The 24,595-nt window shown below is 71.8% G+C and carries 19 protein-coding genes and 2 riboswitches; of the genes, 12 read left to right on the top strand and 7 right to left on the bottom strand.

The genetic code is table 11. The features are described from left to right. Nucleotides 1-2: 2 nt before the first annotated feature. The 3 genes from ABH936_RS05820 to cobN are packed head-to-tail and all read right to left on the bottom strand — an operon-like array spanning nt 3 to nt 6,099. Nucleotides 3-362, bottom strand: coding sequence for a VOC family protein (locus ABH936_RS05820; protein WP_239303002.1), 360 nt, complete (start codon nt 360-362; stop codon nt 3-5). Continuing rightward, nucleotides 362-2,422: a 5,6-dimethylbenzimidazole synthase gene (gene bluB / locus ABH936_RS05815; protein ID WP_404602819.1), complete on the bottom strand. Its 2,061-nt coding sequence runs from the start codon at nt 2,420-2,422 to the stop codon at nt 362-364. Before bluB ends, ABH936_RS05820 begins: the two co-directional genes overlap by 1 nt. Next, nucleotides 2,419-6,099: a cobaltochelatase subunit CobN gene (cobN, locus tag ABH936_RS05810; RefSeq protein ID WP_404602873.1), complete on the bottom strand. Its 3,681-nt coding sequence runs from the start codon at nt 6,097-6,099 to the stop codon at nt 2,419-2,421. The genes bluB and cobN overlap by 4 nt, the downstream gene beginning before the upstream one ends. Before the next feature lie 58 nt (nt 6,100-6,157). Further along, nucleotides 6,158-6,279, bottom strand: a riboswitch (cobalamin riboswitch). Between the two features lie 10 nt (nt 6,280-6,289). Between cobN and ABH936_RS05805 the strand changes: the two genes are divergently transcribed. The 5 genes from ABH936_RS05805 to ABH936_RS05785 all read left to right on the top strand — a co-directional run bounded on the left by ABH936_RS05805 (nt 6,290) and on the right by ABH936_RS05785 (nt 10,844). Then, nucleotides 6,290-7,588: a hypothetical protein gene (locus ABH936_RS05805; protein WP_136788397.1), complete on the top strand. Its 1,299-nt coding sequence runs from the start codon at nt 6,290-6,292 to the stop codon at nt 7,586-7,588. Further along, nucleotides 7,585-8,256 (top strand): precorrin-8X methylmutase, encoded by a 672-nt coding sequence (locus tag ABH936_RS05800; protein WP_074039381.1) that lies wholly within the window; start codon nt 7,585-7,587, stop codon nt 8,254-8,256. Before ABH936_RS05805 ends, ABH936_RS05800 begins: the two co-directional genes overlap by 4 nt. Beyond that, nucleotides 8,256-9,833: a precorrin-2 C(20)-methyltransferase gene (locus ABH936_RS05795; protein ID WP_404602818.1), complete on the top strand. Its 1,578-nt coding sequence runs from the start codon at nt 8,256-8,258 to the stop codon at nt 9,831-9,833. The genes ABH936_RS05800 and ABH936_RS05795 overlap by 1 nt, the downstream gene beginning before the upstream one ends. A 72-nt stretch (nt 9,834-9,905) precedes the next feature. After that, entirely contained in the window at nt 9,906-10,196 is a 291-nt protein-coding gene (locus tag ABH936_RS05790; protein ID WP_208065319.1) for a hypothetical protein, read from the top strand. Nucleotides 10,197-10,319: 123 nt separating this feature from the next. Beyond that, a complete protein-coding gene (locus ABH936_RS05785; protein ID WP_404602817.1) occupies nt 10,320-10,844 on the top strand; it encodes a hypothetical protein in 525 nt (174 codons plus the stop codon). A 73-nt stretch (nt 10,845-10,917) separates the two neighbouring features. On the opposite strand, the gene cobM is transcribed toward ABH936_RS05785, so the two are convergent. Together cobM and cbiE are read right to left on the bottom strand one after the other, a co-directional pair. Then, entirely contained in the window at nt 10,918-11,661 is a 744-nt protein-coding gene (gene cobM, locus ABH936_RS05780; protein ID WP_404602816.1) for a precorrin-4 C(11)-methyltransferase, read from the bottom strand. After that, complete coding sequence (cbiE, locus tag ABH936_RS05775) at nt 11,658-13,019, bottom strand: precorrin-6y C5,15-methyltransferase (decarboxylating) subunit CbiE (protein ID WP_404602815.1); 1,362 nt, start codon at nt 13,017-13,019, stop codon at nt 11,658-11,660. The genes cobM and cbiE overlap by 4 nt, the downstream gene beginning before the upstream one ends. A 72-nt stretch (nt 13,020-13,091) precedes the next feature. Beyond that, nucleotides 13,092-13,155: riboswitch (cobalamin riboswitch) on the top strand. A 77-nt stretch (nt 13,156-13,232) separates the two neighbouring features. On the opposite strand from cbiE, the gene ABH936_RS05770 reads away from it, so the two are divergent. The 7 genes from ABH936_RS05770 to ABH936_RS05740 are packed head-to-tail and all read left to right on the top strand — an operon-like array spanning nt 13,233 to nt 22,097. Further along, nucleotides 13,233-15,377, top strand: coding sequence for a VWA domain-containing protein (locus ABH936_RS05770; RefSeq protein ID WP_404602814.1), 2,145 nt, complete (start codon nt 13,233-13,235; stop codon nt 15,375-15,377). Beyond that, entirely contained in the window at nt 15,377-15,991 is a 615-nt protein-coding gene (gene cobO, locus ABH936_RS05765; protein WP_239303011.1) for a cob(I)yrinic acid a,c-diamide adenosyltransferase, read from the top strand. Before ABH936_RS05770 ends, cobO begins: the two co-directional genes overlap by 1 nt. Next, entirely contained in the window at nt 15,988-18,504 is a 2,517-nt protein-coding gene (locus ABH936_RS05760) for a cobyrinate a,c-diamide synthase (RefSeq protein WP_404602813.1), read from the top strand. The genes cobO and ABH936_RS05760 overlap by 4 nt, the downstream gene beginning before the upstream one ends. Nucleotides 18,505-18,530: 26 nt before the next feature. Then, nucleotides 18,531-19,586, top strand: coding sequence for a uroporphyrinogen-III C-methyltransferase (gene cobA / locus ABH936_RS05755; RefSeq protein ID WP_404602812.1), 1,056 nt, complete (start codon nt 18,531-18,533; stop codon nt 19,584-19,586). Continuing rightward, complete coding sequence (locus ABH936_RS05750; RefSeq protein ID WP_404602811.1) at nt 19,586-20,407, top strand: adenosylcobinamide-GDP ribazoletransferase; 822 nt, start codon at nt 19,586-19,588, stop codon at nt 20,405-20,407. The genes cobA and ABH936_RS05750 overlap by 1 nt, the downstream gene beginning before the upstream one ends. Next, nucleotides 20,404-21,027: a bifunctional adenosylcobinamide kinase/adenosylcobinamide-phosphate guanylyltransferase gene (locus ABH936_RS05745; protein WP_404602810.1), complete on the top strand. Its 624-nt coding sequence runs from the start codon at nt 20,404-20,406 to the stop codon at nt 21,025-21,027. Before ABH936_RS05750 ends, ABH936_RS05745 begins: the two co-directional genes overlap by 4 nt. Next, a complete protein-coding gene (locus ABH936_RS05740) occupies nt 21,024-22,097 on the top strand; it encodes a cobalamin biosynthesis protein (protein ID WP_404602809.1) in 1,074 nt (357 codons plus the stop codon). The genes ABH936_RS05745 and ABH936_RS05740 overlap by 4 nt, the downstream gene beginning before the upstream one ends. A gap of 65 nt (nt 22,098-22,162) precedes the next feature. Here ABH936_RS05740 and ABH936_RS05735 read toward each other — a convergent pair whose 3' ends face one another. Both ABH936_RS05735 and rpsA read right to left on the bottom strand, forming a co-directional pair. Continuing rightward, a complete protein-coding gene (locus ABH936_RS05735; RefSeq protein ID WP_404602808.1) occupies nt 22,163-22,906 on the bottom strand; it encodes a cobalt-precorrin-6A reductase in 744 nt (247 codons plus the stop codon). Nucleotides 22,907-23,017: 111 nt separating this feature from the next. Continuing rightward, a complete protein-coding gene (gene rpsA, locus ABH936_RS05730) occupies nt 23,018-24,517 on the bottom strand; it encodes a 30S ribosomal protein S1 (protein WP_006943310.1) in 1,500 nt (499 codons plus the stop codon). Nucleotides 24,518-24,595 lie beyond the last annotated feature (78 nt).

Below are 24,595 nucleotides of genomic sequence, written 5' to 3'. Positions count from 1 at the left end.
TCTCAACCGTCGAGGATGCAGAACTCGTTGCCCTCTGGGTCGGCGAGGACGGCCCAGCCGAGGTCGCTGCGGCGATCGTCGACCATCGCCGCGCCGAGGGCGAGGGCACGCTCGATCTCGGCATCACGCGTCGAGGCCTGAGCCCGCAGATCCATGTGGGCGCGATTCTTCACCTGCTTCGCATCGGGCACCCGGTAGAACAGCACGATGGTGCCGTTCGGGGCCTCGAGTGAGCACTCGTCCGAGCCGGGACGGTATGACTCCGGCTCGTCGATCTCCCATCCCATGAGTGCGCGCCAGAACTGCGCGACGGCGAACGGATCGCGCGCGTCCCAGGTCGTGTGGGACAGATACAGCCCCATCAGCTGTCTCCTGCCGCATCACCGTCGCCGAGTACGCCGCCGGCATCGGTCGTGCGCACGGAGGCGCGGCGCGCGTCCAGCGCCTGCAAGATCATCCCCGCAGCGAGACACGCACCGACGCCCTCGCCGGCGCGAAGGCGCAGGTCGAGCAGTGGTTCGAGGCCGAGTTCGTCGAGCACGAGACCGTGCGCGCTCTCCCGGCTGCGCTGACCCGCCACGAGATACGCCTGGACCGACGGCTCCATCCGTGCGGCCGCCAAAGCCGCGACAGACGTCGCCAGTCCGTCGAGGACGATCGGCGCGTGCGCCTCAGCGGCGCCGAGCACGACACCTGCGAGCACCGCGACCTCCGGCCCACCGACCTGCGTGAGTGCCAGGCGGGCACGCTCGCCCCGATTCGTGGCGACGTCACGTGAGCCTTGGCTGCGCTCCAGTGCGGCCTCGACCACGCGCTTCTTGCGCGCCATCATCGCGGCATCCGCGCCCGATCCGAGGCCGAGCACAGCGTCGGACGGAGCCTCGAGCAGCGCCGCCGCGAGAGCAGCGGCGATCGTCGTGTTGCCGACGCCGACCTCGCCGAGCACGACGAGACCGCTCGCCCCGGCCCTCGCCCCGAGCCGCCGCCCGGCCGCAAGACACGCCTCGACGTCGTGCGGGGTGAGCGCGTCGGCGTCAACCAGGTCACCCCGCGGCCCCACGAGGTCCACGCGCTCGGTGGGGACGCCCGCGGGAAGCTCATCGGCACCCGATGCAGGCGCCGGCTGCCGCCCGTCCACGCCGGCATCGACGACAAGACAGGCAAGGCCGGCCGAACGCGCATGTGCCGCTCCAAGGGAAGTGCCCGCCCTGGCCGCGCGCATGACGTCGGCCGTCACGGACGAGGCGTAGGCGCTCACGCCGTGGCGGGTGACCGGGTGGTCGGCACCGGCCAGGACCAGTGTGCCGCCGGCGACGTCCGGCCCGGCGATGGCGGCGACCCGGTTGACGACGCGGTCGAGCACCCCGAGCGCCTCCGGCGGAGCGAGCAGGCGGTCGGCGTCGTCGCTGGCGACGACGAGACGGGCGCCTTCGGGTCCTGCGAGGTAGGACGGTGGCGGCCCGGTCGGACGCAAGCCTGACGCGGGGGCCCCTGAACCGAACGCCGTAGGGCCGCCGTCGACACCCACGGTCTCCGGTCCGCGTGCCGTGGCATCGATCTCACCCGTCTCGGGCCAGCGTTCTGCCAGCACGACGTCGTCGAGGGCCAGCTTGGCCGACCATGCGGCGCGCTGCAGACCTGGTTCGGGCGGACGCTCGTCGGGCCAGCCGAGGCACATCCAGCCGAGGGTCTCGACGCCGTCGGGCAGGCCGAGCAGATCAGCCAGATCGGCGGGTTCGAACAGCGTCACCCACCCCATGCCGAGGCCGTGGGCGCGCGCCGTCAGCCACATGTTCTCGATGGCGCACGCGCATGACCAGACGTCCGTGTCGGTGAACGTCGCCCGCCCGAGCACGCCCGCTGCGGGCACGCGCCGGTCACAGGCAACGACGACGCCGACGGGCGCCTCGCGCAGCCCTTCGAGCTTGAGGTCGAGCAACCGCGCCGCCCGCTCGGGCAGCATCTGACGCGCCTGCCGCAAGCGTGCCGTGTCCGCGAGGTGCGCAGCGCGATCCCGGGTTGCCGGATCGCTCACGACGATGAACCGCCACGGCTGTGAATGGCCGACCGACGGCCCGGCATGACCCGCAGCGAGCACCTCGCGCACGAGCTCGTCCGGCACCGCGTCGGGGCGGTAACGCCGAATGTCACGACGCGCCCCGATGACGTCGGCGAGGGCTTCCTGCACCTGCGCGCCCATGGACCAGCCAGCCGGATCATCGCGGCGTTCGCGCGCCGACGAGGCGTCACCGATGACAGGCGTCGGACGACGGAAGCCATCTCCGTCGCTCGAGTCGGCGATCCGAGAAGAATCCGCGAGCGAGGCGTCCCCGGCGTGACGCAGAATCCCCTCCACATCCGGGGACGGCGCACCCCGCGCAGGCCCTGCCGGCACTCCACGCAGCGACTCGTCGGGGCTCACTCCTCCAGCTCACCTTCGACGTCGAGGTAGACCTGCTGCATCGCGGCGACGGTCTCGGGGTTCGGTTCCGCCCACAGTCCACGCTCGGCCGCCTCGCCGAGCTTCTCGATGATGCCGCGCAGCGCCCACGGGTTCGCATGGCGCATGAACGCCTGGTTCGTCTCGTCGAGCACGTACTCGGACGCGATCGACTCGTACATCCAGTCGGGCACGACCTGGCTCGTCGCGTCGAAACCGAACAGGTAGTCGACGGTCGCGGCGAGCTCGAATGCGCCCTTGTAGCCGTGGCGCTGCATCGCCGAGATCCAGCGCGGGTTGACGACGCGGGCGCGGAAAATGCGGGCGGTCTCCTCCGTCAGCGTGCGGGTGCGCACGGCGTCAGGGCTCGTCGAATCTCCCACGTACGCCTTGGGTTCGGCACCCGTCAGTGCCTTCACCGTCGCGACCATGCCGCCGTGGTACTGGAAGTAGTCGTCGGAGTCGAGGATGTCGGATTCGCGGTTGTCGACGTTCTTCGCCGCCACCTGGATGCGTCGATAGTTGCGCTCCATGTCGTCGCGTGCGGGCGCGCCGTCGAGGTCGCGGCCGTACGCGAACCCACCCCACGCCGTGTAGACCTCCGCGAGGTCGTCGTTGCTGCGCCAGTTGCCCGACTCCATGACCTGCAGCAGGCCCGCGCCGTACGAACCCGGTTTCGAACCGAAGATTCGGGTGCGGGCGCGCCGTTCGTCGCCGTGCGTCTCGACGTCGGCGAGGGCGTGCGCGCGCGGGAAGTTCTGATCGAGCGGCTCGTCGAGGTCGACGACGAGCTTGACGGCGTCGTCGATCATCGCGACGACGTGCGGGAAGGCGTCACGGAAGAACCCCGAGATGCGGACGGTGACGTCGATGCGCGGACGCCCGAGCTCCTCGAGGCTGATCGGTTCGAGCCCGACGACGCGGCGTGACTGCTCGTCCCAAATGGGCATGATGCCCAGCAGTGCAAGGATCTCGCCGATGTCGTCGCCGCTCGTGCGCATCGCGGAGGTGCCCCACGCCGACAGCCCGACCGATTCGGGCAGCGCGCCTTCGTCCTCGCGGTAGCGGGCGATGAGCGAATCCGCCATCGCGCGGCCCGTCTCGTACGCGAGGCGGCTCGGGATCGCCTTCGGGTCGACCGAGTAGAAGTTGCGGCCCGTCGGCAGGACGTTGACGAGCCCGCGCAGCGGCGAACCGCTCGGGCCGGCGGCGACGTACCCACCGTCGAGCGCGTGCAGCACGGAGGTGATCTCCTGCGGTGTCTGCTGCAGACGCGGCACGATCTGGGTGCAGGCGAACCGCAGGGACGCCTCGACGCCGGCGCGGTCGACGCCGACGACCTCGTCGTCCGCCAACCCCGCGAGGTGCGCCTCGACGACATCGGAGACCGACGCGGCATCCCACCCGGCAGCAGCCAATGCGGTGACGAGGGCGTGCGCGTGCCGCTCGGCGTTGTCGGTGGCGTCGCGGTCGTCACTCGTCGGGTCGAGGCCGAGCGCGGTGCGCAAGCCCGGCAGCCCGTCCTTCGCACCGCCGAAGAGCTGGTTGGAGCGCAGCATCGCGACGACGAGGTTCGTCAGGCCCTCGCCCTCGGGCGCGGCGCCGAGCACGTGCAGACCGTCACGAATCTGCACGTCCTTGATCTCGCACAGCCACCCGTCGACGTGCATGACGAACTCGTCGAACGAGTCCTCGTCCGGCATGTCCTCGAGGCCGAGGTCGTGGTGCAGCTCGGCCGCGCGGATGAGCGTCCAGATCTCGCCCTGCAGCGCCGGCGCCTTCGCCGGGTCCATGACGCTGACGTTGCCGTACTCGTCGAGCAGCTGCTCGAGGCGGGCGATGTCGCCGTAGCTCTCGGCGCGCGCCATCGGCGGCACGAGGTGGTCAACGATCGTCGCGTGCGCGCGTCGTTTGGCCTCGGTGCCCTCGCCGGGGTCGTTGACGAGGAAGGGGTAGATGAGCGGCAGCGAGCCGAGCGCGGCATCGGTGCCGCACGAGGCGGACATGCCGAGGCTCTTGCCCGGCATCCACTCGAGGTTGCCGTGCTTGCCCATGTGGACGACGGCGTGGGCGCCGAACTCCTCCTCGATCCACCGGTAGGTCGCGACGTAGTGGTGCGTCGGCGGCAGGTCGGGGTCGTGGTAGATCGCGATGGGGTTCTCACTGAAGCCGCGCGGCGGCTGCACGAGGATGACGAGGTTGCCCGCCTGCAGTGCCGCGGTGACGATCTCGCCGGCCTCGTCATGGGAGCGGTCGACGAACAGCTCACCGGGCGCCTCACCCCAGTGCTCGCTCATCCCCTCGCGCAGGTCCTCGGGCAGGCGGGCGAACCACTCGCGGTAGAGCGCTGAGGGGATACGTACGTGCGCGTCGGTGAGCTGCGCGTCCGTCAACCACTCCGGGTCCTGCCCGCCCGCGGCGATCAGGGCGTGGATGAGCGCGTTGCCCGCGGTCGTGTCGAGCTCCTCGCCCTCGATCGGTTCGACGTCGTCGAGACCGGGGATCGCGCCGCGTTCGCCGAGGTCGTAACCGGCCTCGCGCATGGCGCGCAGCAGCCGGATCGTCGAGACGGGCGTGTCGAGGCCAACGGCGTTGCCGATGCGCGAGTGCTTCGTCGGGTACGCCGACAGCATGACGGCGATGCGGCGCTCCGACGGGTCGAGATGACGCAGCCGCGCGTGCCCGACGACGATGCCCGCGACGCGGTCGCAGCGCTCCGGGTCGGCGACGTAGGACGGCAGGCCGTCCGAGTCGAACTCCTTGAAGCTGAACGGAACCGAGATGATGCGCCCGTCGAACTCGGGCACCGCGACCTGCGTCGCGACGTCGAGCGGCGTCATCCCGTCATCGGAGGCGGCCCACTGCTCACGGCTCCACGTCAGGCACAGCCCCTGGACGATGGGGACGTCGAGCGCGGCGAGGGCCTGGACGTCCCAGCTCTCGTCGTCCTCCCCCGCGCCCGCGGACGCCGGACGCGACCCGCCGGCCGCGAGCACCGTCGTCACGAGCGCGTCGTAACCGGCGAGGTGGTCGAGCAGTTCGGCGTCGGCCTCGCGCAGGCTGGAGACGTAGATCGGCACCCCGATGCCGCCGGCGCGGTCGATCGCGTCGGCGAGGGCATGGGCGTACGCGTCGTTGCCCGCGACGTACTGGGCACGATAGAAGAGCACCGCGACGCGGGGCTTCTTCGTGGCCGTGGCGCCGTCGGTGCTCTCGGCGTCATCGGCGATCTCGGCACGCTCGAGCACACCCCACGAGGGTGTGACGACGGGCGGTTCGAAGCCTTCGCCGGTCATGAGCAGCGTGTCGCTGAGGAACGCGTGCAGCTCCTTGAGGTTCGCCGCACCGCCCTGCGCGAGGTACTCGTGGGCCTGCGCCGCGACACCGGGCGGCGTCGTCGAACGCTCCATGAGGGCCGCGTTGGGCTCCTGCTCACCGCCGAGCACGACGACGGGACGGCCGGAGGCGGCGTACGCCGCGAAACCACTGCACAGATCCTGCGGGCCGCCGAGCAGGCGGACGACGACGATGTCGGCGCCCTCGGAGGCGTCGCCGTGCGTCGGGACGCGCCCCGGGTTGGAGACGGCGTAGTCGGCGCCGCTCGCGCGAGCGCTGAGCAGGTCGGTGTCGGAGGTCGAGATGAGGGCGATGCGCGCCATGAGGGCAGCTCCTTCGCGGGTGTCCACGCCCGCGTCGTCATGAGAGGGCTCCCGTGGCACGGGAGTCGATCGTCAGGGCGTTCCTGACTCGCCGACGCACGCGTCGGACACACAGTGGCGGGACCGTCCCGGATTCGCACCGGGTTCCATCACCTGACGACCGTGCCCGAGCCTAACGGAGACGGCTCGTATGCTGCTCGCTGTGCCCGTACGAGATGTCGACGACCGCTGCCCCGGTGTGCTGCGCCCGTTCGCAGCTGCCGACGGCGCCATTGTCCGCCTGCGCGTGCCCGGTGGCCGCGTGTCGAGCCATGACCTCGTGACGGTGTGCGATCTTGCCGAACGATTCGGCCAGCCGTTCGTGCAGCTGACGTCACGCGGCAACCTGCAGCTTCGCGGCTTGGACGAGCCGCTGCCGGGCGCGTTCGTCGACGCCGTCGCGGCGCTCGGGATGCTGCCGTCAGCAACCCACGAGCGGGTGCGCAACATCGTCGCGGGGCCGGATGCGTCGCTCGATTCCCTGGTGCAGCAACTGGATTCGGCGATCGTCGACACGCCGTCGTTGGCGTCATTGTCGGGGCGATGGATCTTCGCGCTGGCCGCCGGGGACGAGACGCTGCCCGCGGTGCCGGCCGATGTCGCGTTCGCTCTCGGCGCGGACGACGACGGCTCGCGGGCCGGTGAGATGCACGTCGATCAGATGCGTGCCGGCGAAGTGCGCGTCGGTGGCCGGTCGTTCGCATGTGCTGCGCACCAGGCCGCGGCGACGCTGGTCGCTGTCGCGGAGGACTTCGTCGCGACGACGCAGCATGATGACGGGCGGTTCTGGAACGTCACCGACCTGCCCGACGATCATCCGTTCTTCGCCCGACTCGACGAGCGGGTGCGCGCCGCCGAGGTGAGCGCCGCCGATATGCCCCGCGCCGAGGCCCGGCCCGCGACCGGCACCGCGGCGGCCACGTCCAAGAGCCGCCTGGAGGTTCATCTCCCGCTCGGCCTGCTCGACGCGCCGGCCGCTCGCGCCCTGGACGAGGTGACGCAGGACGTCGTCGTCACCCCCGAGCGCAGCATCGTCGTGCGTACGCTGCGCGACGGCGCCGACCTGCCCAGCGCGACCAGGCATCTGCGCGGCGCCGGGTTCGTCACCGAACCCGGTTCGGCCCGAGCGCGATTCAGCGCCTGCGTCGGCGCACCGTACTGCCGTCGCACCGACGTCTCGACGCTCGACCTCACGCGGGCCGCGGCGAGGATCTTCGACGACGGCAACTGGTGTGACACGGCGCTCGATGACAGCCGCATCGGCAGCGTCATCGCTGCGAGCACGCCCGAGCATGCCAGCGCCGATGATCGACGTGCCACCGTGTCCGCCGCACCCCGCGTCCACGTCGTCGGGTGCGAGCGTGCGTGCGGCCGCCCCGCCGGCGAGCATCATCTCGTCGTCGCCCCTCACAACCTGACCGACATCCTCGACCCGAACGGCCGCTCATGACCGACATCGCTCCCCCGACCCGCCGCTACGACTACGAGCGTGACGGGCGTGTCATCTATCGCGAGTCGTTCGCGACGATCCGTCGTGAGGTGACGCTCGACCACCTGCCCGAGGGCGTCCACCGTGCTGCGGTGCGGGTCGCGCATGCCGCAGGCGACGTCGGCGTCATCGACGAGATCGCCGGCAGCACGGACGTCGGCGAGGCCGCTCTCGCCGCGTTGCGCGCCGGCGCGCCCGTCATCACCGACTCGCACATGCTCGCCGCGGGCGTGACGCGCAGCCGACTGCCCGCCGACAACGACGTCATCTGTACACTGCGCGAACCGCAGGTGCCGGCGCTCGCACAGGCCTGGTCGACGACTCGCTCGGCCGCCGCCGCGTCGTTGTGGGCACCGCACCTCGACGGCGCCGTCGTCGCCATCGGCAACGCCCCGACGGCCCTGTTCCACCTGCTCGAGATGCTGCGCGACGGCGCCCCGCGCCCGGCTGCGATCGTTGGGATGCCCGTCGGTTTCGTCGGCTCCGCCGAGTCCAAGGTCGCTCTCGCCGAGCATCGTCTCGACGACGGATCACAGATCCCCTGGCTGACCGTCCATGGGCGCCGGGGAGGCTCAGCCATGGCTGCGGCCGCCGTCAACGCCCTCGCGACCGAGCAGGAGATCCTGTGATGACGGGCAGCCTGTGGTGCGTCGGCGTCGGCCCCGGTGACCCCGAGCTCATCACCCGCAAGGCCGCTCGGCTCATCGAGACCGCTGACGTCGTCGCCTACCACCGCGCCGGTCATCGTCCGAGCACCGCGCGCGCCATCGCGGCCGATCTCATCCCGGACGGCGTCGTCGAGGAAGAGCTCGTCTACCCCGTGACGACGGGTGAGATCGACCATCCCGGCGGCTACCACGGTGCGATGGCGGCGTTCTACCTCGAGTGCGCCGAGCGCCTCGGCGCCCACCTCGAGGCCGGACGCAGCGTCGTCCTGCTCGCCGAGGGCGACCCGTTGTTCTTCGGTTCGTCGATGTACGTCCACGACCTGCTCGCCGAGCGTTTCGACGCCCATGTCGTGCCCGGGGTGACGTCGGTCTCCGCGGCGTCCGCGGGCCTGTCGACAGGGTTGTGCAGGCACGAGGACGTGCTCACCGTGCTGCCCGGCACCCTCCCCGTCACCGAGATGGCGCGCCGCCTCGCCGACACCGACGCCGCCGTCATCATGAAGCTGGGCCGCACCTTCGCGAACGTGCGCGAAGCACTCGCCCAGGCGGGCCTGCTCGAGCGCGCCTGGTACGTCGAGCGGGCGAGCCGTGACGGTGAACGCCTCCTCCCTGTCACACAGGTCGACCCGGCGCACGTGCCGTACATGTCGCTCGTGGTCGTGCCCGGGCTCGATCGACGCGCCGACGCCGCCGGCCGCGCGTCGGGAAGCGCGAGCAGTTCGAGCCGGACCGCGATGCAGCGAGTCCCCGGCGTGGTGCCCGCCGCAGCGACGTCCGAGAGGTCGGGCGAGCCCGGAACCGTGTTCGTCGTCGGGCTCGGGCCCGGCCCCGACGCCTGGCTGACGCCCGAGGCGGCTGACGTCCTGGGGCGCGTCTCGTGCGTCATCGGCTATGCGCCTTACGTGGCCCGGGTCCCCACACGCGATGGCCTCGTCCGGCTCCCGAGCGGCAACACGGTCGAGGTCGATCGCGGCACCCAGGCCCTCGAACTGGCGCATGACGGGCACGATGTCGCCGTCGTCTCCGGGGGCGACGCCGGGGTGTTCGGGATGGCGTCGGCCGTCTTCGAGGCGCGCGAGCGACCCGAGAACGCCGCACTCGCCTCGGTGCCCGTGCATGTCGTTCCCGGCGTGACGGCGGCGCACGCCGCGGCCGCGCTGGCCGGAGCCGTGCTCGGTGGCGACCACGCGCTCATCTCGCTGTCCGACCGCCTCAAGCCGTGGGACGTCATCGACGCGCGTCTGCGCGCCTGTGCCCGCGCCGACGTCGCGATGGCGTTCTACAACCCCCGCTCGGCGAGCCGCCCTCACCAGTTCGCCCAGGCGCTCGCCGTGCTGCGTGAAGAGCTGCCAGGCGATCGACCCGTCGTCGTCGCACGTCATGTGGGCCGCGAGCAGGAGGCCCTAGAGGTGACGAGTGTGGCCGCGCTCGACCCCGAGACGATCGACATGGGTTGCCTCGTCATCGTCGGCTCCCAGGGCACCCGCACCACGGCGGACGGGCGCGTGTGGACGGCGCGATACGTCCCGACGAGGTGATCACGTCGGCGGTCGAAAAACCGTCGGGTCTCTATGGACACAGGAGACCCGCGGGCACGTAGCGTCAGGGATATGAGCGACTTCACCCCCCACGCCGGCTCCTCCGAGTCGCCGTCGGTCACCTACCCCGACGGCTCGACGCTCGGTGTCGAGGTGGATGGGGCCCAGGTGCATCTCGTCGCCCGCGGCGACGTCCACGACCTCATCCGCGACACCAACCTCTCGCCCGCCGAGGCCCATCACCTCGGGGAGGCGCTCGTCGAGGCCTCCGCCGAAGCCGGGGCTCCGGAGCAGCCCGGCCGACACGACCCCGCCGAGATCGACGCGCTGCTCGATCAGTTCGCGCTGGACGAGCCCGCCTGAGCCACGCGAGTCTGCCTGAGACAGATATCAGGCCGACGCGGGGTGCGGGCTCGGTTGCGGGCCGTCACGAACCCCGGTTAGATGCACGTGATACCGGAACATCACCGTTCAAGGGGGAGAACGATGGGTCAAATTCTTGTCGCCGGCGCGGCTGTCGTCTGCTTGCTCGTCGAAGGCGCGGGCCCGGCGTCCGCTGCTGAACCCACGTCGGTGGCTGCCGCGTCGACCAGCGTCTGGTCTGCGTCGTCAGCACGAGCCGCAGCTGTCACCGGGGGCGTTGGGACGGCAGGCGTTGCGGCGCCCGGTGCCCAGAACGTCGCGTTCGTCGACGCGTCGACGAACCATCAGTCCATCGGGCAGCAGCCCGAGCGGCGGCGCACGCCGTCCCGCAAGAAGCGTCGCAGCGGCGGGGTCGGGCGATTCTTCGGCGGGCTCGTGTTCATGTTCATCGGGTTGCCGCTGCTCGTCGTCGCCGCGCTCGTCCTGTTCTTCATGGTGCGTCGCGGTCGCAAGCAGCGCGAGCAAGCCTTCGCGCAACAGCAGCGTCGTCAGACCCAGAACGGCCCCTACCAGGCGCAACAGGGCCCCTACCCCGGCGCGAACGGCACGAACGACGTCGACGGGCAGAACCCGACGCACCGGTTCTGAGCGAGGCCGGTCAGGACACCGACCGAGCAGGCCACCCGAGAGCCACCGCCGATGACGCGGTGGCTCTCGTGCGTCACGTTCGTTCGCGGCTGCAGCTGTAGAGGTGCGACTCGGCGAAGCCGTGGGCCGCGAGCGCAGGCCCGACGAGGATGACGGCGGCCTGCCGCAGCCCCGCGTCCTCGACCTGATCGGCGATGTCGGCGAGCGTGCCGCGCAGGATGAGTTCGTCGGGGCTACTGACCTGCGAGCCCACGACGACGGGACAGTCGGTGCCGTAGTGCTCGGCCAGCTCGCGTGCGAGCCGCCGCGTGTGACGGATCGCGAGGTGGAGCACGAGTGTCGCCCCCGTCCGCGCGAAGTTCGCGAGCTCCTCACCCGCCGGCATCGGCGTCGAATCGCGCTGTGCACGCGTCAGGACGACCGACTGCGTCACCTCGGGCACCGTCAGCTCGCGTCCGACACGCGCGGCTGTGGCCGCGTAGGCCGGCACGCCCGGGCAGACGTCCCAGGCGATACCGGCTGCGTCGAGGCGACGGCCCTGTTCGGCCACGGCGCTGTAGACGGAAGGGTCGCCCGAGCACAGACGCGCGACGTCGTGCCCCAGCGCATCCGCGGCGACGATCTCGTCGATGATCTCGTCGAGGGTGAGGTGCTGTGTGTCGACGCGGCGCGCGCCCGGCGGGCAATGGGCGAGGACGGCGTCGTCGAGGTAGGTGCCGGCGTACAAGCACACCTGCGCACTCTCGATCAGGCGCGCCGCGCGCAGCGTCAGCAGGTCGGCGGCGCCGGGGCCGGCACCGATGAAGTGAACGGTCATGTCAGATCCTTCGCGTAGCTCCACTGGACGACGGCGCGCGCGGGGCGCCAGCCGTGCAGTCGGCCGAGGGGTTCGAGGTGTTCGACGGCCAGGCGCGTGAGGTCGCCGCCATGCGTGCGCCAGGCGTCGAGGAGGATGCTCTCGCTCTCGAGCGTGACGGCGTGAGCGACGAGGCGGCCACCGGGGCGTAGAGCCGCGAGGGCAGCGTCCACAGCCTCAGCGCTCAGCCCGCCACCGAAGAAGACCGCATCGGGAGCGCTGTGACGGGCGTCGCTCGTGGCGCGAGCGACGCCGTCACGGCAGGGGCCGCAGGCGGTGCCATCGGGGTGCTGCGCGCCGTGGACGGCTACATCGTGGACGCTCGCCTCGACGACGTCGACGCGATGATGGACTCCGAGGGCGCGGGCGTTCTCGCGGGCGCGTTCGGCGCGTACGGCATCGCGTTCGACGGCGACGGTGCGAGCATCGGGCGCGGCGAGCGCCCATTCGATGCCGACGGCCCCCGAGCCGGCGCCGAGATCCCAGAGCAGCGCGCCGCGCGTGGGGCGCAATCGCGCGAGCGCCGCAGCCCGCACGTCGCGTTTCGTGATGAGCCCGTCATTGCCGAACCACGTCTCGGCGCGGCCCGGAACCGTCCCGACGACGTCGGCCGCGCCCAGTTCGTCGGGCACCTCGACGCAGACGAGGACGAGGTCGGGAATCGGCTCGGCGAGGTCGCGTTCCCCGTCGGGCCACCCCTGGGCGGTGGCCTGTAGCGACCCTTCCCCGGGCCCGCCGAGGTGCCACCAGGCCGTCAGCCTCGCCTCCGGTGCTCCCGAGTGCACGAGCAGCGCGGCGAGCTCGCCCGGGCCGCGCGCGTCGGAGCACAGCACGACGAGTCGCGCTCCGGGCGTGACGAATGGGCGCACTCGCTCGATGCTGCGGCCCACTGTCGTCACGACGTCGACGCTCTCGGCCGCCCACCCCATCCGGGCGCGCGCGAGGGTCTCGCTCGACAGTGCGGGATGGACGCGGACGGCGCCCGCACCGAACTCGTCGATGAGCGTCGTCGCGACACCCGAGCGCAGCGGATCGCCAGAGGCGAGCACGACCACGCGCCCGGACGCGGCATCGTCCGTCTCGTCGGCGTCGGACGACGTGGCGCGCCCATGGGCATGGTCATCGGCATGGGACAGGAGCTCGCGCAGCCCGTCGCGCAACGGGCGCGGCCACGTGCGGCGCTCCTGGCCCTCCACCTGCGGCAGCAGCTCCAGGTGCCGTCGCCCGCCGACGACGACGTCAGCGTCCGTGACGAGTTGCCGAAGGTGGGCGGGCAGCAGCGCCCACCCACCGTCCTCGATGCCGACGACCTCGATCATGGGCGACACCCTATGCCCCGCCGGGGCCTCGGGCGGCGTCGGCGTCTGTCATGATGGGGCCGTCGCGCGCGAGGAATGCCGGTGCGAATCCGGCAGCGGTCCCGCCACTGTGATCCCCGACGGGGTAAGCCAGGACGTCGCCGCGACCACTGGCGTCGTCCGGCGTCGGTGCCCCCGAGCGGCAAGCGTGGTCACTTGCCAGGAGGCGAACTGATGCCCCGTTTTCCCTTCACCGCCGTCGTCGGCGCCGACGACCTGTCCACCGCCCTCGTCCTGACGGCCATCTCCCCCGCCATCGGCGGCGTTCTCGTTCGGGGTGAGAAGGGCACCGCGAAGTCCACGATCGTGCGTGGTCTCGTCGGCGTCCTGCCGCGGGTGGACGTCGTCGCCGGGTGCCGCTTCTCGTGCGACCCCGCCGACCCCGCGCCGGACTGCCCGGACGGCCCGCACCCGATCGGCGCTGATGCGGCCGTCACCGCTGAGCGACGCCCGACGCGCCTCGTCGAACTTCCTGTCGGTGCGAGCGACGACCGCGTCACCGGCTCGATGGACCTCGCGCAGGCCCTCGGCGCCGGCCGCACCGAGTTCCACCCCGGTCTGCTCGCGCAGGCGCATCGCGGGCTGCTGTACGTCGACGAGGTCAATCTGCTCGCCGACCACCTCGTCGACCTGCTGCTCGACGCCTCGGCGATGGGTCGCAACACCGTCGAACGTGACGGCATGTCGGTGACGCACCCGGCCCGCTTCGTGCTCGTCGGGACGATGAACCCCGAGGAAGGCGAGCTGCGCCCGCAGCTGCTCGACCGCTTCGGGCTGTCGGTCGACGTCAATGCCTCCCGCGACCCCGACGAGCGTGCCGAGGTCGTGCGCCGTCGCCTCGCCTTCGATGCCGACCCGGACGCGTTCTCTGCCCGCTACGCGGCAGCCGAGACCGAGCTCGGGGCACGCATCGTCCGGGCGCAGGAGGCCCTCGACGGCGTCGACCTGAGCGCGTGGGCGCTACGCACCATCGCCCGTGTGTGTGCCGGATTCGATGTCGACGGCATGCGCGCCGACATCGTCATCGCCCGCGCGGCGCGCGCCCACGCCGCGTGGTGCGAGCGCGACCGAGTGACGCGTGAGGACATCCGCGTCGCCGCCCGGTTCGCGCTGTCGCACCGTCGCCGACGCGGGCCGTTCGACCCGCCCGGCCTCGACGAGGAGCTGCTGGACCGGCTGCTCGACGAAGAACCCGAACCGCCGACCGACCCCGAAGGCCCCGACGATCCGCAGCCCCCGTCGGGTGGTTCGGACGACGACCCGAACGGCCAACCGGGTGACGGTGACGACGCGCCTGACAACGACGACGACGCGCCGGGCAACGATGACGCCGGGCCTCCACCGGCTGGCTCGCAGCAGCCACCGGCATCGAGCGATCGGGCGACTGAGTCCTCGTCGGATTCGGTTGATCCGCAGCACGATTCGCCGTCCGATGCGGAGGAGTCCTCCCAGGAGCAGCCGTCCTCCGAGCAGCGAACCGGCGCAGCCGCCGCCGTCGGCACGGCCTCGGCGGGCACGCCGTACCGTCCGCGCCGTTTCGAGGTGCGCGGTGTCGGTCGCGGTGAGGCCGGTCGGCGCAGCGCGTCCGAGACGACGCGCGGACGCGTCATCGGTGTCTCCCCGACGACGACCGGCCGCGTCCACGTCACGGCCACCATCACGAGCGCAGCGTCGCGTCGCACCGCGGGGACGCGGGGCCGCCTCGACATCGCGGCGCACGACGTCCGCCACGCCCGGCTGCGGGGGCGCGAGTCGAATCTCGTGCTGTTCTGCGTCGACGCCTCCGGTTCGATGGCGGCGCGCAAGCGCATGGACGAGGTGAAGACGGCTGTACTGTCGCTGCTGCTCGATGCGTACGAGCGTCGCGACAAGGTCGGGCTGGTCGCGTTCAACGGCGCCGACGCGCACGTCCTGCTCGCCCCGACGTCGTCCGTCGATCGGGCGGCCGCGGCACTGACACAGCTACCGCACGGCGGACGCACGCCCCTCGCGGAAGGGCTCACGCTGGCCGCGAGCACCCTCGAACGTGAACGCCGACGCGACCCGCGCCGGCGCGCGCTCGTCGTCGTCGTCACCGACGGGCGCGCCACGAGCGGGCCCGATGCCCTCGCGCGCGCCCAGCGCACCGCGTCGGCGTGGCCGGGCCTCGGCGTCGACACCGTCGTCGTCGACTGCGAGAGCGGACGCTTCCGCATGCGCCTAGCCGCCGACCTCGCCCACCGCATGGGCGCGACGCACGTGCCCCTCGAGAACGTCTCCGCCTCGGGCCTCGTCGACGCCGTCGCCGCCGCTCGCGCGCCGCACGGAAAGGCCGCCTGATGCCCCAGGGAGAAACGACCGTCACCCCGGACGACGGCCTGACGACGCGTCAGCGCCGCAACCGACCCGTCGTCGCCATCCACTACGGCGCGGGCAAGGGCAAGTCGACCGCGGCGTTCGGGCTGGCACTGCGCGGCTGGAACCAGGGGTGGTCGATCGGCGTGTTCCAATTCGTCAAGTCCGCGAAGTGGAAGATCGGCGAGCAGGAGGCGCTCATGGCGCTCGGCGAGGTGCACGAGCGCACCGGCCGGGGCGGGCCCGTCGAGTGGCACAAGATGGGTTCGGGCTGGTCGTGGTCGCGCAAGGGCGGCACCGAGGCCGACCACGCCGCGGACGCGCTCGAGGGCTGGCGCGAGATCCAGCGTCGCCTCGCGGCGGAGACGCACCAGATGTACGTGCTCGACGAGTTCACCTACCCGATCAAGTGGGGCTGGATCGACGGCGAGGAGGTCGCGCGCACCCTGGCGGAGCGACCCGGCAATCAGCACGTCATCATCACCGGGCGCGACCCGCACCCGGCGCTGCTCGAGGTGGCCGACATCGCCACCGAGATGACGAAGGTCAAACACCCCTTCGACACCGGCCAGAAGGGCCAGCGAGGTATCGAATGGTGACGCGACTGCCGCGCGTCGTGCTCGCCGCGCCGGCGTCCGGGCAGGGCAAGACGACGGTGAGCGTCGGCGTCATGGCCGCCCTCGCCGCGCGCGGCCTGCAGGTGGCGCCCGCGAAGGTCGGCCCCGACTTCATCGACCCCGGCTACCACGCGCTCGCGACAGGACGCGTCGGGCGCAACCTCGACCCGTGGCTCGTCGGCCCCGAACGCGTCGCACCGATGCTCGTGCACGGCGCGATGACGCCGGCGCCCGCCGACGTCGCAGTCATCGAGGGCGTCATGGGGCTGTTCGACGGGCGCCTCGGCACGGAGGGGTTCGCCTCGAGCGCGCACGTCGCGACGCTGACGCACTCCCCCGTCGTCCTCGTCGTCGACATCAGCTCGTCGTCGCGTTCGGTCGCCGCGAGCATCCACGGGTTGCGCATGTTCGACCCGCAGCTCGACGTCGCGGGCGTCGTGCTCAACAAGGCCGGCTCCGAACGTCACGCAGGCGAGGTGCGGCGCGCGTGCGAACGCATCGGCGTGCCGGTGCTCGGTGTGCTGCCGCGTGACGCGGGGGTGAGCGTCCCGTCACGGCATCTGGGCCTCGTCCCGGCCGACGAACGGGACGCCGCACGCGCGACACTCGACCGACTGGCCGAACGCACCGCCGCTCACATCGACCTCGATGCGCTGCTCGAGATCGCCTCGGGCGCACCCGATCTCGCCGACGAACCGTGGTCACCCGCACCCCTGTCTGCGGCGCCGACGACGGCCGGGCGGGACGCCCCCGTCGTCGCCGTCGCTGGGGGTCGTGCCTTCACGTTCCGTTACGCCGAGACGCTCGAGATGATGCGCGCGCGAGGTCTCGAACCCGTCGTGTTCGACCCCGTCCGTGATCGCGCACTGCCCGCTGGCACCCGCGCGCTCTACCTCGGCGGCGGCTTCCCCGAAGTGCACGCGCGCTCGTTGGCGGCCAACACGAGCCTGCTGGCCCAGCTGCGGGACGCCGTGACGTCGGGGCTGCCGACCGTGGCCGAGTGCGCCGGGATGCTCTATCTCCTCGAGGCCGTCGATGGTCACCGCTTCTCCGGGGTACTGCCCGCGACGGCGGCGATGTCACCACGGCTGACGCTGGGCTACCGCGAGGCCGAAGCACCCGTCGACACGCTTCTCGCCGACGCGGGCACGCGGGTGCGCGGCCACGAGTTCCACCGCACGCTGACGACGCCGGCCGCCGGTGACGGCGAAGGTGGGGGCCACGCGGCCTGGCTGCTCGACGCGGGTGCCGACGGCTTCTCCGCCGCCCACGGCTCCGGCAGCGAGCCGACCGTCCACGCCTCGTACCTGCACACGCACTGGGCGGGGCACCCCGAGCTCGCAGACCGTTTCGCCGCCGCCACGCATCGCGCGGCGGGCCTGGGCCTCGTCGCGACGACGCTGCCGAGCCTGCCCCGCCCGCGTGTCGACGCGCGAGTGGACGCGGCGCTGCCGGGCGGTGCGACGCCCGGCGACGAGCATCACGGTGACGCCGAGGTCGGTGACGGGCTCGTCGACTTCGCCGTCAACGTCCGCGCGAGCACGCCCCCGGCGAACCTGCGGCTCGCCCTGCGCGGCGTGCTCGACGAGGCGGCTCACTACCCCGATACACGCACCGCCACCGACGCGGTCGCCGTGCACCATCGGCTGGCACGCGAGCAGGTGCTCCTCACGAACGGAGCAGCCGAGGCGTTCACGCTCATCGCGCGGGCGCTGGCGCCGCGCGCACCCGTCGTCGTCCACCCGCAGTTCAGCGAGCCCGACGCCGCGCTGCGTCGCGCCGGGTGCCCGGCCCGGGCGCACGTGCTCCACGTCCGCTCCGGTGCTCACCTCGGGGACGCCGACGTCGCGGCGCTCGACGGCGCCGATCTCGTCGTCCTCGGCAACCCGACGAACCCGACGGGCGTGCTCCACCCGCGCGCGCAGCTCGAGAAGCTGCGCGGTTCCGGACGCGTGCTCGTCGTCGACGAGGCGTTCATGGATCTCGTGCCCGGTGAGAGCGAGAGCCTCATCGGTGGCGACATGACCGGGGTGCTCGTCGTGCGATCGCTGACGAAGACGTGGTCGATCGCCGGGGTGCGCGCCGGCCATGTCGTCGGCGACGCGGCCCTCATCGCGACGCTGCGCGCGCAGCAGCCGCATTGGTCGGTGAACTCACTCGCCCTCGAGGCGACGCGGTACGCGATGACGGCCCCCGCCGCGCGTCAGGTCGCCGAGTGGGCCGAGGAGACGAGCCAGTGGCGCGAGCATCTCGACCGCGGCCTGCGTTCACGCGGCGTGCCGGTGCTGGCGTCGGCCGCCCCGTTCGTACTCGCGCGCGTCGGAGCGGGCGCGCACGCCGCGTGGCGGGACGCCGGGTTCGCGACACGCCGCGCCGACACCTTTCCCGGCCTCGACGGCTCGTGGGTGCGCCTCGCCGTCCGAGACCCGCTGACGACGGATGCCCTCCTCACCGCGTTCGACGCGTTCCGCCAGAGCGGGGAGGCCGCATCGTGACGCGCGTGTTGCTCCACGGACCGGGGGTGTTCGGCCCCAGCCTGCCCGGGATCATCGCCGAGCTCGCCCGCGCGGGGGCACAGGTCGATGTCCTTCTGGATGTGGGCGAGAACGCGAGCGCCGGCGCTGCTCACCGCAGCTCTCCCCACCTCCAGGCTCCCGACCCTCATGCACCCCACCTCGACGACCTTGCCTCACGCGGGCTGTGTCGACTCGTCACGGACGCCGATCCGCTGCGCTATGACGAAGTGCGTCGCCTCACCCTCAACCAGCCGGGCGAGGAGGCTCCCCACGGACCTGCCGGTGAGGCCAAGCGTCCTGGGCGGGTGACGCTCGTCGGCGGCGGCCCGGGTGATCCGGGCCTGCTCACCGTCGCCGGGTTGGGCGCGATCGAGCGCGCCGACGTCATCGTCTGCGATCGCCTCGCTCCCCTCGACGCCCTCGCACACGCCCGAGCCGACGCGACGATCATCCACGTCGGCAAGATTCCGCGCGGCGCATTCACGCCGCAGGAGGAGATCAACCGATTGCTCGTCGAGCACGCGCTCTCCGGGCGTGACGTCGTGCGGTTCAAGGGCGGCGACAACTTCGTCTTCGGTCGCGGCGGCGAGGAGGTGATCGCCTGTCGAGAAGCCGGTCTCAGCGTCGACGTCGTGCCGGGGGTGACGTCGGCGATCGCCGTGCCGGCGCTCGCCGGCATCCCCGTGACGCACCGGACATCATCGCAGGGGTTCACGGTCGTCTCGGGGCACGTCGCGCCTGGCGACCCGCGCTCGGATCTCGACTGGGCGGCACTGGCCCGCACCCGCACCACCCTGGTCGTTCTCATGGGCGTCGCGCACCTGCGCGCCATCGCATCGGCACTCGTCGACGGTGGCCTCGCCGCCTCGACGCCCGCCGCAACGATCGCCGACGGCGCCATGCCGAGCGAGCGACGCGTCGTCGCGACCCTTGCGACGTTGCCGAACGCCGTCGCCGACGCCGGCCTCGGCGCACCTGCCATCACCGTGATCGGCGACGTCGTCGCAGCTCTCGACGGCACCCGGCTCCATGCGTCGTCCGACGACACCGGAGCGGTGTGATGAGCGATGCTGTTGTCACCCGACCGGCATGGGAGGGGCTGCGCCTCGCGACGGGGACGTTGAGCGTCATTCCCGTCGGCTCGATCCCGCCGATCACCACGCCGGTGGCGCGCTGGGCGATGACGCTCGCGCCCCTGGCCGCCGTCCCGCTCGCTGTGGTGACGTCGCTCGTCCTGCTCGTCGGGCACTGGGTCGACGCGCCTCCGCTCGTGGCCGGTTTTGGCTCGGTCGCTGCCCTCGCGGCCGGCACGCGCGCCATGCACGTCGACGGATTGGCCGACACCGTCGACGGATTCGGCGCGGGGTGGAACCGGGAGCGCGCCCTCGAGGTGATGAAGCGTGGCGACGTCGGCCCGATGGGTGTCATCGCCGTCGTCGTGACGGCCGGCGTGCAGACGGCGTGCTTCGCGGCGCTCCTCGACGCGCCGTGGCTGGCCGGCGCCACCGTCATCGTCTCGCGGGTGGCGTGCACGACCCTCGCCCACCGACGGTGGAGCGCTGCACGGCCTCACGGGATGGGCGCCGTCGTGCTGTCGGCCGTCCGGACCCCGGAGCTCGTCGCCGCAAGCGTCGTGGGATGGCTGGTTCTCGTCGGCGGATCTGCCCTGGCTGATGCCTCAGGTGACGATGGGTTCTCCACCGGCGCAACGCTTCTCGCCGCTCCCCTGGTCGCCTCGGTGGCCGCCGGCATCGCGCTGGAATGGCTCGCTCGTCGCGCGACGCGCACCTTCGGCGGCCTGACGGGTGACGTCATGGGAGCCGGCATCGAGGTGGGCCTCACCGTCATGCTCATCGTCCTCACGCTCGGAGTCTGGCGATGAGCGCCCCGCGCCGCGTCCTCATCACCGGCGGCGTGCGCTCGGGCAAGTCGACGTACGCCGAACGTCTGTTGTGGGAGGCGCCCGCGACGTACCTGGCCACGGGGCCGACACGCCCCGACGACGACGAGTGGCGTGCCCGCGTCGCAGCCCATCAGCAGCGGCGGCCGTCACACTGGTCGAGCCTCGAGTCGGTCGATGTTCCCCGCGCGCTCAGCAAGATCCATGGTCCGTGCCTGCTCGACGACGTCGGGTCGTGGCTGACCTCCGCCCTCGAGGAGTCCGGCGCCTGGGTTTCTGACACCGGCGAAGGCCCTCGCCGAGGCGACGAGGAGCCATCGACGCCCCCGCCGATGCCGATGCCGACGTGGCACCAGCGGTACGCCGCCAGGGCCGATGCCTTCGTCGCGGCGATCGCGGCGTTCGAACACGACCTCGTCATCGTGACGAACGAGGTGGGCTTCGGTCTCGTCTCTCCCTACCAGTCGGGGCGCCTCTTCACCGACGAGCTGGGCCGCCTCAACCAGCGCCTCGCGCGAGCGTGCGACGACGTCGTCCTCGTCGTGGCGGGTTGCCCCCTCGTGATCAAGGGCGAGCCGAAGAACCCATCGGGGGCATCGTGAGCCATCCTCTTCTCCTGCGACTCGCGCGCCTCGACGGTGCGGTCTCGCGCTGCGCGACGACCACCGCCGCGCCAAGGTTCTTGACGCGGACAGGGCTTCTGACGCGGACAGCGCGCGCGAGCGCCGGCTGGGATCCGATCGCGGCCGGTGTGGCGCTCGGGTATCTCGCCGACCGGCGCTGGGGTGACCCGGCCCGGCATCACCCCGTCGCCTGGTTCGGTGGCTGGGCGGCGGCCTGCGAGCACCGGCTGTGGGCGCAGCGACGCTCGCGGGGCATCGCGTATCTCGTCGTGACGCTCGCTCCGCCGGTCGCCGGTGCGCTCGTTCTCGATCGACGCCGGCCGCTGACGCGCACCCTCATCACGGCGCTGGTGACGTGGGCGGCCCTCGGCGGACGTTCGCTGGAGCGCGAGGCGATGGCGGTGCACGACCTGCTCGCTGCCGACGACCTCGACGGCGCTCGTCACCGCATTCGCTCGCTCGTCGGACGCGGCACGTCGCAGGCCGGCCCCGACGAGTTGGCCCGGGCCGTCGTCGAGTCGCTTGCCGAGAACCAGTCGGATGCCGTCGCGGCAACCCTCGTCTGGGGCGCGGCGTTCGGGGCGCCTGGTGTCGTGCTGCACCGCTGCGCCAACACGCTTGACGCGATGATCGGGCACCGGACCGAGCGGCTCGAGCAGTTCGGTTGGGCCGCGGCACGATTCGACGACGTCCTCAACGCCGTTCCGGCCCGTGTGAGCGTGCTCGCGACGGCGATCAGCTGTGTCGTGGCGGGCGAGCCCTCGCGCGTGCGCGACGTCGTGCGCGCCGTCCGCCGGGACGCCCCCGCGCATCCGAGCCCCAACGCCGGGCCCGTCGAGGCCGCCGCCGCGGGCGCACTCGGGGTGCGCCTCGGCGGGACGAACGTGTACGCCGGTCGCAGCGAGCATCGCGGTGAACTCGGCGACGGACGCGCGGTCGACGTCACTGACATCCCGCGTGCGGTACGGCTCACCCGACGCGTCGGACGCACGGTCCTCGTCGTCGCGCTCGGCGCGCGTCTCCTCGCGCGGCGTCGCACGACGAACTGACCGGTTCGCGTGTGCGGGCACAGCCGAACCGCGCGCGTATTCGAACGCAGGAACAGCCCCGCTCGTCAGCTCCGCAGGAACGTCACGACCTCGTCGAGCGTGCTCACCTCACGCAGCCCGGCCGGTGCCGCGGGCCGTGCGACGACGACGACGGGGACGCCGAGTCGGCGTGCTGCGGTGAGCTTCGCGGCGGTGTAGCTGCCGCCGGAGTCCTTTGTCAGGACGACGTCGACGGCGTGCTCCCGCATCGTCGCGATCTCGGTGTCGACGTCGAACGGGCCGCGGGTGTGCAACACCGTCCACGCGGGCGGCGCGGGGATGTCGAGCGGTTCGACGATGCGCACGAGCGTGGCCTTGTCGTCCCACCCGCGGTAGTGCTCGAGCGTCTGACGCCCGGTCGTCACGAACGGTCGACGCCACCCTTGCGCGTCGACGAGCGCCCGCGCGCCGGCGTAGGTGCTGACCCAGTGCCAGGTGGACGCATCCGGGTGCTCACGCCAACCGGGGCGCGCGAGGCGCACGAGCGGGACGTCGGCGGCCGCGCAGGCAGCCACCGCGTGGGAACGCATCGTGACCGCGAACGGGTGCGTCGCGTCGACGACGTGCGTGAAGCGGTCGTCGCGCAGCGTCGCCGTCAGCCCTGCGACGCCGCCGAACCCGCCGATCCTGACGTCGCCGACCGGCAGCCTTGGCCGCGACACGCGCCCGGCCAAGGAACTGACGAACGCGATCCCCAGCTCGTCGAGGCGTGCTGCGAGAGCGCGGGCTTCACTCGTTCCGCCGAGGACGAGCACCTTCGTCGATGACACGCCCGCAGCCTACCGACCCGTGCCCCGACAACGCCGTCGGCCCCCCTCACCGCAGTGAGAGGGGCCGACGTTCAGCGGGTGAGAGCCGTGGCTCTCAGCTGATCGCGTGGATCAGTTGCCCGTGAGCTTCTCGCGCAGAGCAGCCAGCGCCTCGTCGGAGGCGAGGGTGCCTTCGGCCGGAGCCGAGCTCGAGCTGGAGCTCGACGACGAGGAGGACGAACCCTGCGAGCTCGAGCCCGAGTTCGACGACGAGTACGACGTCGGGGCGGTCTCGCCGGACGCCGCAGCTTCGGCGTCGTCCTTGCGGGCCTGCTCGATCTGGGCCTGGTGGGCCTCCCAGCGCGAGTGGGCCTCGGCGTACTGCTTCTCCCACTTCTCACGCTGCGCGTCGAAGCCCTCGAGCCACTCGTTCGTCTCCGGGTCGAAGCCCTCGGGGTACTTGTAGTTGCCCTGCTCGTCGTACTCCGCAGCCATGCCGTACAGCGTCGGGTCGAACTCGGAGGCGGCAGCGCCGTCCTCGTTCGCCTGCTTCAGCGACAGGGAGATGCGACGACGCTCGAGGTCGATGTCGATGACCTTGACGAAGATGTCGGAACCGACGGTGACGACCTGCTCGGGCAGCTCGACGTGACGCTCGGCGAGCTCGGAGATGTGGACGAGACCCTCGATACCGTCCTCGACGCGCACGAACGCACCGAACGGGACGAGCTTCGTGACCTTGCCCGGCACGACCTGGCCGATGGCGTGCGTGCGAGCGAAGTGCTGCCACGGGTCTTCCTGCGTCGCCTTCAGCGACAGCGAGACGCGCTCGCGGTCCATGTCGACGTCGAGAACCTCGACGGTGACTTCCTGACCGACCTCGACGACCTCGGACGGGTGGTCGATGTGCTTCCAGGACAGCTCGGAGACGTGGACGAGACCGTCGACGCCACCGAGGTCCACGAACGCACCGAAGTTGACGATCGAGGACACGACGCCGGAGCGGACCTGGCCCTTCTGCAGCTCCTTGAGGAACGTCGTGCGAACCTCGGACTGCGTCTGCTCGAGCCACGCACGACGCGACAGGACCACGTTGTTGCGGTTCTTGTCGAGCTCGATGATCTTGGCCTCGATCTCCTTGCCGACGTACGGCTGCAGGTCGCGGACACGACGCATCTCCACCAGCGACGCAGGGAGGAAGCCGCGCAGGCCGATGTCGAGGATGAGACCACCCTTGACGACCTCGATGACCGTACCGGTGACGACGCCGTCGTCTTCCTTGATCTGCTCGATCGTGCCCCAGGCGCGCTCGTACTGCGCACGCTTCTTGGACAGGATCAGGCGGCCTTCCTTGTCCTCCTTCTGGAGGACGAGAGCCTCGACGTCGTCGCCGACCTTGACGACCTCGCCCGGGTCGACGTCGTGCTTGATCGAGAGCTCTCGCGAGGGGATGACACCCTCGGTCTTGTAACCGATGTCGAGGAGAACCTCGTCACGGTCGACCTTGACGATGACACCTTCGACGATGTCGCCGTCGTTGAAGTGCTTGATCGTCGCGTCGATCGCGGCGAGCAGCTCCTCCTCCGAACCGATGTCGTTGACAGCGATCGGGGACGTGGTGGTGGAAGTCATGTGTAAGAAGTAACTTTCGGTGGGCAATTCGGGAGGCGAGACCATCTGGCGCGACAATGCGCGCAGGCGGACCGCCTC

Origin of the sequence: Dermacoccus sp. GAS27A, assembly GCF_044909235.1 — a bacterium.
Taxonomy (GTDB): Bacteria; Actinomycetota; Actinomycetes; order Actinomycetales; family Dermatophilaceae; genus Dermacoccus; species Dermacoccus nishinomiyaensis.
Note: the sequence above shows the minus strand (reverse complement) of the source record. Positions and strands in the feature narration are given on the sequence as shown.

Excerpts from the sequence above, each read along its gene's own strand:
- ABH936_RS05795 (WP_404602818.1), top strand. The coding sequence starts at position 8,256 with ATGACGGGCAGCCTGTGGTGCGTCGGCGTCGGCCCCGGTGACCCCGAG.
- ABH936_RS05820 (WP_239303002.1), bottom strand. The coding sequence starts at position 362 with ATGGGGCTGTATCTGTCCCACACGACCTGGGACGCGCGCGATCCGTTC.
- rpsA (WP_006943310.1), bottom strand. The coding sequence starts at position 24,517 with ATGACTTCCACCACCACGTCCCCGATCGCTGTCAACGACATCGGTTCG.
- ABH936_RS05750 (WP_404602811.1), top strand. The coding sequence starts at position 19,586 with ATGAGCGATGCTGTTGTCACCCGACCGGCATGGGAGGGGCTGCGCCTC.
- ABH936_RS05745 (WP_404602810.1), top strand. The coding sequence starts at position 20,404 with ATGAGCGCCCCGCGCCGCGTCCTCATCACCGGCGGCGTGCGCTCGGGC.
- ABH936_RS05785 (WP_404602817.1), top strand. The coding sequence starts at position 10,320 with ATGGGTCAAATTCTTGTCGCCGGCGCGGCTGTCGTCTGCTTGCTCGTC.
- ABH936_RS05770 (WP_404602814.1), top strand. The coding sequence starts at position 13,233 with ATGCCCCGTTTTCCCTTCACCGCCGTCGTCGGCGCCGACGACCTGTCC.
- ABH936_RS05800 (WP_074039381.1), top strand. The coding sequence starts at position 7,585 with ATGACCGACATCGCTCCCCCGACCCGCCGCTACGACTACGAGCGTGAC.
- cobM (WP_404602816.1), bottom strand. The coding sequence starts at position 11,661 with ATGACCGTTCACTTCATCGGTGCCGGCCCCGGCGCCGCCGACCTGCTG.
- cbiE (WP_404602815.1), bottom strand. The coding sequence starts at position 13,019 with ATGATCGAGGTCGTCGGCATCGAGGACGGTGGGTGGGCGCTGCTGCCC.
- ABH936_RS05790 (WP_208065319.1), top strand. The coding sequence starts at position 9,906 with ATGAGCGACTTCACCCCCCACGCCGGCTCCTCCGAGTCGCCGTCGGTC.
- cobN (WP_404602873.1), bottom strand. The coding sequence starts at position 6,099 with ATGGCGCGCATCGCCCTCATCTCGACCTCCGACACCGACCTGCTCAGC.
- cobO (WP_239303011.1), top strand. The coding sequence starts at position 15,377 with ATGCCCCAGGGAGAAACGACCGTCACCCCGGACGACGGCCTGACGACG.
- ABH936_RS05805 (WP_136788397.1), top strand. The coding sequence starts at position 6,290 with ATGCTGCTCGCTGTGCCCGTACGAGATGTCGACGACCGCTGCCCCGGT.